Here is a 13,769-nt window from a genome sequence, read left to right on the forward strand (position 1 = left end):
CGATGACGTCTGTTCCGGCTGCGCTCGCAGCGGGACGGCGACACAGCCTGTGCGCCCCTTCGTCCCGCCCCGCGTCTGGGTGTGTCAGGACGTCAGAGACGCTCTGGTTTGTAGGGACTTCGGCCGACTGTGCCAGCTGGTGCGAGAGTACGGCCATCTCCGTCAGGAGGACATGGCCTTCCTGACGGGGCTGAGTCAGGCCTTTCTGTCGATGCTGGAGTCCGGGCAGCGGCGCCTCACCAACATCGACCGGATCATCGTGCTCCTGGACGGCTTGGACGCACCCGCCGACCTCACAGGACCGATGCTCCTTCCTGCCCGGGTCAGCGTCTCGTCGGGTCATGGCACCCTGCCGGCCATGGCAAGGCGCTGAGGCTGAGACAAACTGTCGGGACAAACCATTGAAGCCACTCCCTTGCCCACCGGCACCGGTCATCTCCCGCTGCCAAGTAGCCTTTGCGCATGACCAGTTCTCACTCTTCCCGGTATCCCGGAGAGGCGTTCGCTCGTCCAAACTATCGACTGCACACCCTTGGATGGCGAGCGTTCGAGGATCTCGCCTTGGCCATCATGAGAGAGCTCCTCGGGCCGACCGTGGTGAGCTTCGCCGAAGGCAGCGATGGTGGACGTGATGGCGCCTTCTATGGCGATTGGAATCCGGATGCCAAGGCGCCAGCGCCGTTCGGGGGCACAGGTGCCAGAAGACTGGCCGGACCTTTCGTCATTCAATGCAAGTTTGTTCAGAACGAGTCGGACACGCTAAAGCCTTCGGATGTCTCTGGTGAAGTGAAGAAGGTTAGCAAACTGGTTGCGGATAATATCTCCTCAACCTATGTGCTCATGACTAATGCGCGCGTCACAGCAGACAGTGAGAGAGCGATGCGCGGCATGTTCCAGGCCGCTGGAGCCAAGCATACCCTCGTGTTGGGCGGGACTTGGATACAGGAAATGATCGCCGGCAGTGTGAGCCTGCGAAGGAATCTTCCTCGGATGTACGGGCTGGGTGACCTGACTCAGATTCTTGACGAAAGGCGGTATAGTCAAGCCCACGCTTTCCTATCGCACCTCGGCGACGAGAGCCTGGCGACGTTCGTACGAACCAAATTCTACGCACAGGCCATGGACTATCTGGATAATCATGGGTTCGCCATCCTGGTCGGTGGGGCGGGTTCCGGCAAGTCGATCACTGCGGCTGCTCTTGCCATCGGTGCGGTGGATGCTTATGGGAGTGCCGTCATTAGGGTTGACGCACCTGAGGAATTCCGCGAGGCGTGGAATCCGCACGAGCCAGACCAGCTCTTCTGGGTTGACGACGCGTTCGGCGTCTTTAGGTTCGATGCCCGGTCTACCGAGAAGTGGGTTCGCAACTTCGGGCTGATGCGAACTGCGATCAAGAACGGTGCTCGTTTTGTCTTCACTAGCCGTGATTACATCCTTGAAGCCGCACGAGGCGAGTTCAAGGGGACCGCAAGGGAACTCCTCGATCGCCGGGTGGACCTGTCCCCCTATGGCCTGACGGTGAGAGAAAGGGAGCAGATTCTCTACAATCACCTACGGCACGGAGACCAGCCCAAGAGCTTCCTCACAGGAATTAAGGACCATCTGCACGTTGCGGCTCGATCTACATCCTTCACACCCGAGCAAGCCAGGAGACTGGGAAGTACCTACTTGTCATCCGGACTTGAGAGTGGATCGGAGCGGCAACTGCTGGACTTCTTCGCGAATCCCATCGACCATCTCTGTGAAGTACTCAGAGGGCTGGATGAAGATTCACTTTCGGCGTTGTGTCTGGTGTACATGGCCGGCGAAGGCTTGAAGTCACCTATCGCCTTCACCTCGCGGGAGGTAGAAGCAATGGATCTCATAGGGGGAACCAAGGCCGGAGTGACTCAGGCCCTTGGCCGCTTGCGCGGGTCGTTCCTCCTCAGGGTCGACACTCAGACCAGTCCACGATGGAAGTTCTATCATCCCAGTTTGGCGCACGCCCTGGCGAAACACATCGGCCAGAACAGCGAGTTGGTCGAGATCTTTATCTCCGGACTGACCGAAAGAGCACTGTTCACCATGGTCGACTGTGGCGGCCAACAAGACGTCTCACGCGAGACCGTCGTGATCCCGGAGGTGTGCCACAACCTCCTCATCAACCGAATCTCGGAACTTCAGGGCACTCGTCTTCTCTGCGAGTCTGCGGACTTTGCCGAGTTCCTCTCCTCATGCTGCAGCCCCGTCTTCCTGCTGAGGCTCGCAGAGTTGAGAGGAGACATCATCGGAAAGTTCACCAATGCAGACACGCTTCGCTTCGGGGCAACTGGCATCAAGCTCTTGGCTCGCCTATGGGGAGCCGGGCTCCTCCTGGAAAAGGAACGGAGGTCTGCCGTTGTCAAAATCACAGAGAACGCCGCATCCCTCCCCATCCATCTCGAGGTCGACTTCGACTGGGCAAAGACGTCCGCAACCACTGAACTCGCCACATCAGATGAGTACCAGGAGCTCCGAGAGCGAGTTTTCCGCGAGGTCATCCCCGAGCTAGCGGACGTGATCGAGGATCCGGGAAGCACCATCGAATGGGAGTCTGAAGAAGACTGGCTCTACATTGCGCGACACTACGAGGCCGCTGTGCACGCATACCGTGCCGCCTACGAGGACCACCCCGATGCCTCCGCTGAGCTCTCGTACACCGAAGACGTACTCCACACCTACCTGTACTCATCTCCCCTGTGTGGTGGGGGATTCGAAGAGGAGAAGAGCGAAGAGGCGAGCAGCGACGGCGCTGTGAGCCGGAGCATCTTCGACGACCTGGACTCCGCCTGAGCACGTGGGGCGAACCGACACCGCGAGTCCACACAGAAGTACACCGCCCCAGGCCGTGGGTGGCGAACCTGTCGGAGACTGACCTGCCCAGGCTTGTAGACATCGATGCCCGTCGCCAGCAGCCGGTCCCGAGTTGCCGCCAAGCCTAGGCCCGCCCGACGTTACCCTCCGCGTGTCCCCCAGTTGTACAAGGGTGTGAGCATGGAGCAGCAGGCATGGAACAGCGACCGCAGACTGACCGCCATCAGCCGCACAAGCCTCTCCGTGCCTGCCAGACAGGCGGTGATCGACAGGCAGGTACTCCCCGGACGTACCGTCCTTGACTACGGTTGCGGCCGCGGTGGTGACGTGCGCACCCTTCAGCAGCTGGACTACCGCGCCGTTGGCTGGGATCCGTTCTACCTGCCCGAGACGACACTGGAGCCCGCGGACGTTGTTCTTCTTACCTACGTCCTCAACGTCATCGAAGATCCACAGGAACGACGAAAGACGCTCAAGGCAGCGTGGGAACTGGCGGGGACAGTCCTGGTCGCCTCAGCACGACTTACCTGGGAGAAGTCGAAGGTCCGCGGTGAGGCGTTCGGTGACGGCCTGCTCACCAGCCGGCAAACGTTCCAGCACCTCTTCGGGGCGAGCGAACTGCGCAACTACGTCGAAGAAGTAACGGGCGTACGGACTGTCTCCGCGGCGCCAGGGATTGTCTACGCCTTCAAGGATGAGACGGCGCGGCTGAGCTACCTCGCTCAACGGATCGTTCCTGACGCAGAGTGGCTCGCCTCCGAAGACACGACCTCGGCGATCGCCGCAGTGGTCAACCACGTGGAACGGCGCGGGCGCCTTCCCCGTATGGAGGAAGTGCCCCAGCCGATGGCTGAGCTTCTCGGCCACCTACGCCCCAATGAACTGCGCCGCCTTGTCCGGGACTCCGCCGAGGAAGCCAAGGTCGAGGAGGGCCGCAAGCGAACCACGCTCAATACCCTGCTCTTCCTGGCCGTCGAACTCTTCAACGGCCGCGGCCCTTTCAGCAGCCTCCCCCTGAGTGTCCAGCTCGACGTCCGCGCCTTCTTCACCTCCTACAAGGAGGCATGCCAGCGATCCGACCGCCTTCTGCTGAAACTCCGCGACGACGCGTACCTCCGCGGAGCCATGAACGCCTCCGCGGTCGGGAAGCTCACCCCGACCGCGTTGTACGTGCACCAGCGCGCCCTCCACCACATGCCCACCATCCTGCGCCTGTACGAGCACTGTGCCTCGATCGCAGCCGGCCGCCCACAGGACTGGACCGTGGCCAAGCTGCGTCACCAGGGACGGGCCGTGAGCTGGCTGGACTACCCCGACTTCGACACCGACCCGCACCCGCGGATCCTGTCGTCGTACCAGGTAGATCTCAAAACGCTCGAGACCTCCCACACGTCATACGCCGAATCCAAGAACCGGCCGCTACTGCACCGCAAGCACGAGTTCCTGGCTCCCGACGATCCGGACGTCGAGCGTTACAAACGACTCACGGCGGCAGAGGTGAAGGCGGGGCTGTACGAGCATCCTCACCTCATCGGTACGGAGAACGGCTGGGAGGCCGAGCTCCTCCGCTGTGAGCGCGAGCTGCGGGGTCATCGTCTGGTCCGGCGGGCAGGGCCTGACCGATCAAGCTGAGTCCGGCTGCAAGCGCATAATCGCATTTGCCAGCTCGATGGGGTCCAGGTCCGTCGTCTGGCTGGGGAACCACGACAGGCGAAGCCCGTTGGAGGCCACTTCTTCAGGCAGGCCCATGGCGGTCAGGACGTGGCTGGGGGTGTAGGAGGCGCTCGTGCACGCGGAGCCCGTCGCTACGGCGACCTGGTCCTTCAGCATCACAATGAGCGCCTCGGCGTCCACGCCGTCGAAGGTCAGATTGAGGATATGAGGGACCGTGTGTTCTGGGTCGCCGTTAATACGGAAGCGGATCTTCGCGAGTGCGTCCAGGAGGCGAGCACGGAAGGCAGCCGCTTCCTTGCTCCACTGGGCGTGTTCCTTGTGGAAGATCTTCGCCGCTTCAGCCAACCCCATGATCAACGGAACCGGGAGGGTGCCCGGCCGCAGTTTCCGCTCCTGGCCGCCGCCGAACATGATGGGCTTGAGGGGCAGGGTGTCCCAGCCGCGGTGGCGGGCAAGGAGCATTCCGACGCCCTTGGGTCCGCCGATCTTGTGCCCGCTGACGCTGATCATGTCGATCGGCGCCGTGAGGTCCTCGGGCAGCTTCCCGTAGCCCTGTGCTGCATCCACGTGCATGTATGTGGAGGTCTCACGCAGCTTGTGAGCGATCTCGGCGACAGGCTGCACGACCCCTGTCTCGTTGTTGACGTGCATGAGCGATACCAGCAGGGTGTCCGGACGCAAGCGTTCCATCACGGCGTCGACGCTGACGCGTCCTGACGGGCCGGGTTCGATGAAGTCGACGTCGAAGCCCCGTGTCTGTAGGTGCTCAAGAGGCTCGATAACCGCTTTGTGCTCAATTGCCGAGGTGATGATGTGACGTCGGCCGGCCTCTTCGCCGTGGGGGGCCAGACCCAGCAGGGCGATGTTGTTGCTCTCGGTCGCGCCGCTGGTGAAGATCAGCTCGTCCACCTCAGCGTTGAACGTGCCGGCCAGGTACTGACGCGCCTGCTGCACGGCACGTTTCGCCCGGGAGCCGTACTCGTGGGTGCGACTGCCTGCGTTGCCGAACTCCTCAGTCATCCAGTGCAGGACAACCTCGGCCACGCGCGGGTCCACGCGCGTGGTCGCTGCCGCATCGAGATACGTCACCACTAGCCCCACCACACCTCTGTGCGTTATTCCTGCATACCCTGTACGTCTAATCCCTGACGTACAAGTACGATACCGTTGCGCAGGTGGGATCACAGTCACCTTCGCAGCTCGCGGACGCCGCCACCTCTTCAGGCTTTGAGTACATCTTTCCAGCCATCCGAGGGGTCCAGGCGGGGCGCGAGTTCTACGTGTCCATGTGTCCGCTTCGTCTCATTCCGAAGATCTTCCTGTTCGACGAAGACGAGCTGGCCCCTGAAGTCCGCGCGCAACGGGTGCTGAACAAGGGGAGACTCCCAGCCCTCACTCGGTACATCGTGGACAATCCGGACGATTACGTCTTTAGTGCGCTGACGGCGTCCGTGGATGGCGAGATGCACTTCGAGGGCATCTCTGACTCCGGTGTGGGGATGCGCGCAGGGCAGATCCGCATCCCCATGGCCGCTCGCTTCCTCATCAACGACGGCCAGCACCGTCGAGCTGCGATCGAACAGGCACTGAAGGAGAACCCGGACCTCGGCGAAGAGACCATCGCCGTCGTCTTCTTCCACGATGCTGGCCTCGCCCGCTGCCAGCAGATGTTCGCCGATCTCAACCGTCATGCCGTTCGCCCGGCCCGTTCCATTGGCGTGCTCTATGACCACCGAGACGACCTGGCCATCATCACCCGACTGCTTGCGATGAAGTCGCCCGTCTTCAAGGGACACGTGGAGATGGAGAACAGCACTCTCTCCCAACGGTCCCGCAAACTGTTCACTCTCAGTGCTGTCTATTACGCAACTCAGTCCCTTCTTCAGGGACTTGAGGTTAAGAAGGACCAAGCGCAGACACTCGCCGAGCAGTACTGGGAGGCCATTGACGCGGTCATCCCGGAATGGTCTCTGGTGCGCCGCCGCGAGTTGACGGCCCCCGAAGTGCGCCGCGACTTCATTCATAGCCATGGCATCGCACTGCATGCCCTAGGACGGATCGGGAACACCCTCCTCAGGAACGCACACGCTCCCAAAGCGTGGAAGCCGAAGTTGGCCCGCTTGAAGTCCGTGGACTGGACGCGCAGCAACACCGACTGGGAAGGCCGAGCACTCGTGGGTGGTCGCGTGTCGAAGAGCCACCAGAACCTGACTTTGACTGTGAACTACCTCCGACACCACTTGGACCTTCGGCTCAGCCCCGAAGAACAGCGTGTAGAGGACGCATACGTACGAGGAGATGCATGAGCACCGTGGCACGTCCCGTGGCCTTCCAGGGCCGGGGCCTTTCCGAGGTCGTCAACGAGCTGACCGATGAAGTGCGTGAGCTCTACACCGCGGACGAGGTGCCTTGGGTCATCGGCTACAGCGGCGGAAAGGATTCCACCGCCGTCCTTCAACTCGTATGGCTTGCTCTGCAAGGCCTGCCGGCCGAGCAGCGCACCAAGCCAGTACACGTGATCAGCACAGACACCCTCGTTGAAAACCCGATTGTCGCTGCCTGGGTGTCGCAGTCGCTTGAGACGATGAAGAAGGCGGCGGAGGAGCAGGGCCTGCCGATCGAACCGCACCGGCTCACCCCCAAGGTGGAGGACACCTTCTGGGTCAACCTGATTGGCCGCGGATACCCGGCCCCTCGGCCGAAGTTCCGATGGTGCACCGAGCGGATGAAGATCAAGCCGTCGAACCGGTTCATCCGCCAGGTTGTGCGTCGTCACGGTGAAGCCATTCTCGTCCTCGGTATCCGCAAGGCTGAAAGCCAGGCCCGCGCCCGAGCCATGGCAAAGCACGAGAAGCGGCGCGTACGTGACCGCCTGTCCCCCAACGGCAACCTCCCAAACTCGCTCGTGTACAGCCCTATCGAGGACTGGACCAACGACGAGGTCTGGGCCTTCCTCATGCAGCAGGCCAATCCATGGGGTTACAAGAACAAGGATCTGCTCACCATGTATCAGGGGGCATCCAGCGACTCCGAATGTCCGCTGGTTGTGGACGACACCACCCCATCCTGTGGTGACAGCCGGTTCGGCTGCTGGACATGCACGCTTGTGGACCAGGACAAGTCCATGACCGCCATGATCCAGAATGACCCCGAGCAAAAGAAGTGGATGCGGCCCCTCCTCACGCTTCGGAACGAGCTGGACGATGTATCGACGGAGAAGGAGACACGGGACTTCCGCAGGATGAACGGTCGCGTGCAACTGTTCAACGACCGCATCATCCAGGGTCCTTACACCCAGAAAGCTCGCGAGGACTGGCTGCGGAAGCTGCTTCGCGCACAGGCACATGTCCGCAAGGAAGGCCCGGAGGAGGCTCGCAACATCGAGCTGATCACGATGGGCGAGCTCCACGAAATCCGCCGGATCTGGGTGTTCAAGAAGCACGAGGTGGAAGACATCCTCCCCCGGATCTACGAGGAGGAAACCGGAGAGAAGTTCCCGGGCCAGGACCTCGATCAGAGCTTGGTCATCCGCGCGAACGAGATCGATCTCCTCCGTAAGATCTGCGGCGATGACGAAATTCACTTCACCATGGTGCGCGAACTACTTGCTGTTGAGCGGGAGTACAGGACCAAGACTCGCCGAAAAGGCCTCTACGAGGCGCTTGAGAAGGTAATCCAGAAGGGCTTCTACGAAAACAAGGAGGACGCCCTGGAGTTCGCGCAACTCAAGGAATCAATTACCGCGAGTGGCGTCCGAACTGAGGCCGCCGACCAGCCCCAGGCACTGACTTTGGACGAAGAGACCGATGCACCTTCATAACGTTACGCTGCACGATTTTGGGGCTTACCGAGGCGAGCAGCGGCTCGACCTCCGAACGGAGCCCGGTCGCCCCATCGTCCTAATCGGTGGCTTGAACGGCTGCGGGAAGACCACACTTCTCGATGCTATCCAGCTCGTACTCTACGGGCCTAAGGCGGACTGCAGTGGCCGCGGCAATCGCCCCTATAACGAGTACCTTCAGCAGTGCATCAACCGCGAGGCTGACCCCGCCGAAGGCGCGTCCATCGCACTGGAATTCTCGATCACGGTGGAGAACGAGGAGCACTACTACCGCGTAGTGAGGAACTGGTACTTCACCGGCAGTAAAACATTGCGCGAGTTCCTGACCGTGTTGGTCAACGGCGAGTTCAGTCGCACGCATACAGAGAACTGGGCGGATCATGTTGAGACCATCCTACCGCTCGACGTATCCACTCTCTTCTTCTTCGACGGCGAGAAGATCGAAGAGCTTGCCGACCCGCGCAGCGCCGCCAGGGTCATCGAATCGGCCATCCATTCCCTCCTCGGCGTCAGTGCCGTAGAAAGGCTGCGGCAGCTTCTTAAGACTCTTGAGAACCGCCAGCGGCTGTCCGAAGCCGACCAAGACGTCCTGGAGAAGATCCAGAAGCAGGAGTTGGAGCTCACGCAGGCAACTCAAGCCGCGTCTGATGCCCATCAGCGGATGGCGGCGGCTCGCTCAGGGCTTCTCCAGCGCCAAGTCGCCTTGGATGAAATCGAGCGGAAGTTTGAATACGCCGGCGGCAAGGAGTACGAGCGCAGAAAGGAACTTGAGGCCGAGCGCAACCGGATCAAGAACCAACTGGCCACCACGAACAAGACCCTGGTAGCTCTCGCCGAAGGTCCGCTGCCGCTCTTGCTCCTGCAAGATCAGCTCACCAGCGTCAAGGAGCAGGCGAAGCGGGAAAAGGATGCCGACGACGCCTCACGATTCCTTGGAGTCCTGGAAGAACGCGACGAGTGGCTGATTACGCAGATCATTGACGAGCTGCCCGCGAGTGCCCGCTCCGTGCTGAAACGGAAGCTGACGAGTGATCGCAAGAAGCGTGCAGCTGCCGCGGATTTGGAACACAACCTCGACCTGCCGCATGACGCCTTGCTGCAGTTGTCGGCACTGGACCAGGCTCTGGCCACATCCGCCGATCGGGCGCAGGAACTCATGAAGGAGGCTGCTGACTTCGCCGAGGATCTCGAAGTCGCCCAGCAGCAGGTCGATGCTGTGCCTGACGACGAGTTCATCGGTGGGCTCGTTGAAGATCGAAAGATCGCGATCGAGCGGCTGGCTGTCGCGCAGGCGGAATTCGAGCGGAACGAGAGCCTTCACGATGAAGCAGTTGCTCGCTGCGGACGGCTGGAAGCAGAGCTTAAGCGCGCCCACAGTTCTCGCCATGCGGCGGAGTGGCGCTCCAAATGGCTCGAACGAGTGGTCAAGTACTCGGGCAAGGCGCGCGGCACCCTAGAGCAGCTCGGCGTGGATCTCCTCGCCCATCACATCGAGAACGTCGAAGTCGCTGTGTTGCAGAGCTTCAACACGCTCATGCGCAAGCAAGGTCTGATCCGTGATATCACCATCGACACAGAGGACAAGTTCGCGCTCGTCCTCACGGGCCCGGATGGCGAGGCCATCGACCCTGGTCGACTGAGCGCCGGCGAACGCCAGCTGCTTGCCGTCTCTCTCCTGTGGGGCCTGGCTAAGACGGCAGGCAACCGTCTGCCCAGCATTATCGACACCCCACTGGGCCGCCTGGACAGCAAGCACCGGGAGCATCTGGTGGACCGCTACTTCCCCGAGGCCGGGCGTCAGGTGCTGCTTCTGTCCACAGACGAGGAGATCGACGAGAAGTTGCTGGGGCGCCTCAAGCCGTATCTCTCTCACACCTACACGCTCGTCCATGACGACAAGACCTTCACCACTACCGTCGAACCCGGCTACTGGTGGACCGAGGGAGCCGCACATGTCGCTTGAGACCATCCGCCTCTCGCAGACGGCCAAGGATCAACTCGTCTGGCTTAAGCGGCATACCGGCATCACACACTGGAATGTCCTGTGCCGCTGGGCTCTCGCACTGTCTCTGCAGGACGACTCGACTCCGCTGGTGAAGGAGATCGTCACTGACTCGAACGTCGAGATGAGCTGGAAGACGTTCGCCGGGGCGTACGGGGACGTATACCTCGCCCTTCTCAAGCAACGCTGCCTCGCAGACGGCGAAGAGCCCACGGACGAGGTCGTCTCCCGAACGTTGATCGTCCACATCCACCGCGGCATCGGCTTTCTCCACGGGCGGCGCGATCTGAGGAGTATCAGCGACTTCGTTTCGCTCGCTGTCGCTTAGCGCGGACAAGGGGCTGGCGGCGTCACGTACGTGTCGCCGCCAGCCCCTCACGTTCTCCGCAGAGGGTCAGCTGACCTCAGAGGACGTCCTTGATCTTCGTGAGGTACTGCTCAGTGAAGCTGCCCCACCACTTCCGCAGCTCCTTGTACTGGTCGACCGGCGTCTCGTGCATCGACTCGGCCTTCGCATACGCCACCAGGAGCAGGGTGATCGCTTCGATGGCTCGGCGAGCCGTTGCGGACACGTTGGGACCGGTGCCCGTGCTGCCATCCTTCGACAGCAGTTGCAGGGGCTCGTACATCTCCTGGTAGAACACGTGGCGCTGGTTCAGCCGGATGATCGTCTGATCCTTGAGGTGCGTGAGCTGGAAGAGATCGTCTCCGGGCACATCCACCGTCTCGATGACGAACGGAAGCTCCTTGATCTCCTGCACGTAGGCGGCCTTCTCCTCCTCCGTCGTGTTCCGGCCGGCGTCCTTCGCCAGGTTGTCGTACTCCCTCTCCTGCTGGGCCGGCGTGGGGACCTGCTTGACCCGGGCCTTGGGCATGGTGCGGTCCGCGTCCTTGAGGGCCTTCGTGATGGGGGCGTGCTCGCCGGACTTCACTGCGTCGTCGCGGTTGACCTCGCCCCATACGCGATCGATCTCGTCGCGAGCCTTCGGGATGATGCTCTCCGCGATGGTCCGCAGGGTCCTCCGGAGCTCATCAGCGGGGACCGCGCCGCGCTTCACGTTGCGAACGCCCATCATGCGGTCGAGCTCCGGGGTGAAGTAGACCTCGAAGCCGATGTACCGGTCCTTGGTCTGGACCCCGGAGGGAAAGAGCTTGGCTACGGGGGTGTAGCTGATCTCGCGGTCAAGCCGCATGAAGCTGATGGCACCCTCGTTGTCCGGGATCCGCAGGCGCTTGGCGAAGGCGTCGCCGCCAGCGCCCTTGAAGCGCAGGATCTCGGGCGGTGCCAGAGCGATGACGACGCGGATCTTGTGATCTGTGCCCTGCACCTTGACCTCTTCGTTGAAGAAGACCTGGCCGTGGAAGTGCCGGGCCTCGGCGCGGGATTCGCCGCTGGTGCGTGCGAGTTCCTCGGTGAGCACCTGGTCGGCCCAGGTGCCCTTGCGGAGGAAGGTCGGGTCGTGGGGCTTCAAGTCCGTGTGGTCGACGGTGATACGGATGCCACCACTGAGGAACTCCCGGAAGATTCGGGCAAGTTCCTTGTTCATCTCGTTGCGGATGTGGTCCGGTGTGCTCCGGCCATGGCCGTCGGAGACCCGGTCGATCTTCGACCACATCACCAAGGTGCCCGAGCCCTCGGGGAAGTAGACCTCAAGGTGAGCCGGCAGCGGCTCGTCATCGGGAGGGTAGATGCCGACCTTGTCGCCACGCTTCTCGGCCTCGATGCCCTCTTCGAGGTCGAAGAACACATGCTTGATCTGCTCGCTGCCTTCGACGCGGGACCAGGCGTCGATGCGCATGCCGACGCTGAGACTTGCGAGCTTCGCGCCGACGCCGAACTTGCCGATGGTCTTCTCGGACATGAACCGCTTGGAGAAGCCGAGCTGCAGGTAGTGCTGCAGCGTCTCGTCGTCCATGCCCTCACCGTCATCGATGAAGGAGACCTGCGTGAGGGTCTTCTTGCGGCTCTTCATCGCTTCTTCGGTGATGATCTGGATGTGGTTCGCGCGGGCTTCGATGCTGTTGTCGATCACTTCCCCGACGGCAGAGGGGAAGTTGTGGCCGGACTCGCGGAGGCTGAGAAGGGCCTGGCCGGAGAGGACGACCGGGATGATGTCCATGTCGGCGGTGGTCATGGTGTGCTCCTGGTGTCAGAGTGGCGAGGTTGAGGCAGCGCCCGACTCAGAGCGCGTTTGATGGCGTCTTCGGGGCAGAACGGGCAGCGGCGGCCCGTTCCGGCGGGGCTGGCGGGGTGTATCTGGTTCCGGACCGCGCGGCCCGCGGCCTGGTATTCGTGGTACCAGTAGGACTCCATCGCGTAGGCCTGGTGGGAGTTGCGGGCCGGGGTCACGACAAAGTGGGTCGCACGTCCGCGGAGCGGATGACGGCATAACCTCCTGCGGAGGCAGGTGTCCGACCGTCCCACGTACAGCGGGCGGGCACCGTCCTGGTCGTACTCCATCAGGAGATAAGCCCCGATGGTCCCGGTCGGGATCTGCATGTTCACGACGCTTCGCGTGAGCCGGAGAGCAACACGGGTAGTGCCCTCGTACGGCTCAGCTATCCGAACGTGAACGTCGGCGGACGCCTTCATGCGGTGCCGCAGATCAGCGCCCGGGCGTGGGTACGGAGGGCGCGTCGGGCACGCTCAACCGTGGCCACAGACACGCTGGTCTGCCTGGCGGAGTCCGGGACGGTCGCCATATCGAGCATGCCCTGGAGACAGCCGGGGCCATGAGGTCCAAGCGTCCTGGCGAAAGCCGTCAGCTCCTGAAGGGTTTCGGTGACAAGTGCACGCGCCTCGGGGGTGTCGTACGTGACCATCTCGACGACGGGCGTCCCGTCCGCCGTAGCAGTGGATGCGCGACGGCGAGCAGCGTCGGCCAGTGGCCGGCAAGCAGCACTGCGGCGGGCGTTGGCCTCCGAGCGGCGGATCGTGCGACGTGCGTCCCGGATGACGTTCCGGCACAACAGGTCAGGGTCGTCGGCCACACGCTTGTGGCCAAGTGCGAGGTTCAGAGCGGTGTCGAGAACGTCGAGGTACTCGCCGTCCCACGGCCTTGCCTTGTTCTTCGTGTACAGACGGCACATCGTCTCGACGCGCACGCCGTCCTGCTGGAGCATCAATGCTCCTCCCCGGGTGCCCGGCTGCTATATGCCGGACCCACTCAGTTGTGACCCGCTCGCCCTTTGGCCGTCGTCGCCGTTCGGTCGACTTCGGCATGAGCAGGTGTTGAAACTGTAGACCTCACCACTGACACTCGGCAGTGGAAGGCTCACATCACCTAGGGGACAGGGTGAAGACGGATCCCCTCACCAACTCCCGCACCTGCTGGATGGTTTGACGTCAGCGCAGGTCAGCGATTCGGACTCGTGTCGAGCCGAACGGGCACCTCCGCCGTACGTAGACCGGGTAGCGTT

At 62.3% G+C, this 13,769-nt stretch carries 10 protein-coding genes; 7 read left to right on the forward strand and 3 right to left on the reverse strand.

The features are described from left to right. Positions 1-172 precede the first annotated feature (172 nt). The 3 genes from AC3ETA_RS01025 (at position 173) to AC3ETA_RS01035 (ending at position 4,464) form a co-directional block, all read left to right on the forward strand. Entirely contained in the window at positions 173-373 is a 201-nt protein-coding gene (locus AC3ETA_RS01025; protein WP_432190883.1) for a helix-turn-helix domain-containing protein, read from the forward strand. An 89-nt stretch (positions 374-462) separates the two neighbouring features. Next, a complete protein-coding gene (locus AC3ETA_RS01030) occupies positions 463-2,811 on the forward strand; it encodes an nSTAND3 domain-containing NTPase (RefSeq protein ID WP_432190884.1) in 2,349 nt (782 codons plus the stop codon). A 201-nt stretch (positions 2,812-3,012) separates the two neighbouring features. After that, the gene (locus tag AC3ETA_RS01035) at positions 3,013-4,464 is read left to right on the forward strand and encodes a DNA phosphorothioation-associated putative methyltransferase (protein WP_432190885.1); all 1,452 of its coding nucleotides are present in this window, start codon (positions 3,013-3,015) and stop codon (positions 4,462-4,464) included. On the opposite strand, the gene dndA is transcribed toward AC3ETA_RS01035, so the two are convergent. After that, on the reverse strand, positions 4,456-5,598 hold the full coding sequence (gene dndA, locus AC3ETA_RS01040; protein ID WP_432190886.1) for a cysteine desulfurase DndA: 1,143 nt from the start codon (positions 5,596-5,598) through the stop codon (positions 4,456-4,458). The two genes, AC3ETA_RS01035 and dndA, sit on opposite strands and share 9 nt — an antisense overlap. Positions 5,599-5,681: 83 nt before the next feature. Between dndA and dndB the strand changes: the two genes are divergently transcribed. From dndB to dndE, 4 genes are read left to right on the forward strand one after another with little or no spacing between them, the layout of a single operon-like run. Then, the gene (dndB, locus tag AC3ETA_RS01045) at positions 5,682-6,812 is read left to right on the forward strand and encodes a DNA sulfur modification protein DndB (RefSeq protein WP_432190887.1); all 1,131 of its coding nucleotides are present in this window, start codon (positions 5,682-5,684) and stop codon (positions 6,810-6,812) included. After that, positions 6,809-8,326, forward strand: coding sequence for a DNA phosphorothioation system sulfurtransferase DndC (dndC, locus tag AC3ETA_RS01050; protein ID WP_432190888.1), 1,518 nt, complete (start codon positions 6,809-6,811; stop codon positions 8,324-8,326). Before dndB ends, dndC begins: the two co-directional genes overlap by 4 nt. Further along, positions 8,313-10,310: a DNA sulfur modification protein DndD gene (dndD, locus tag AC3ETA_RS01055; RefSeq protein ID WP_432190889.1), complete on the forward strand. Its 1,998-nt coding sequence runs from the start codon at positions 8,313-8,315 to the stop codon at positions 10,308-10,310. Before dndC ends, dndD begins: the two co-directional genes overlap by 14 nt. Next, positions 10,300-10,677: a DNA sulfur modification protein DndE gene (gene dndE, locus AC3ETA_RS01060; RefSeq protein WP_432190890.1), complete on the forward strand. Its 378-nt coding sequence runs from the start codon at positions 10,300-10,302 to the stop codon at positions 10,675-10,677. The genes dndD and dndE overlap by 11 nt, the downstream gene beginning before the upstream one ends. 76 nt (positions 10,678-10,753) lie before the next feature. Here dndE and AC3ETA_RS01065 read toward each other — a convergent pair whose 3' ends face one another. Both AC3ETA_RS01065 and AC3ETA_RS01070 read right to left on the reverse strand, forming a co-directional pair. Then, entirely contained in the window at positions 10,754-12,484 is a 1,731-nt protein-coding gene (locus AC3ETA_RS01065) for an ATP-binding protein (RefSeq protein WP_432190891.1), read from the reverse strand. A 454-nt stretch (positions 12,485-12,938) separates the two neighbouring features. Then, complete coding sequence (locus AC3ETA_RS01070) at positions 12,939-13,472, reverse strand: hypothetical protein (RefSeq protein WP_432190892.1); 534 nt, start codon at positions 13,470-13,472, stop codon at positions 12,939-12,941. Positions 13,473-13,769 lie beyond the last annotated feature (297 nt).

This window comes from Streptomyces sp. bgisy027, from assembly GCF_057710365.1.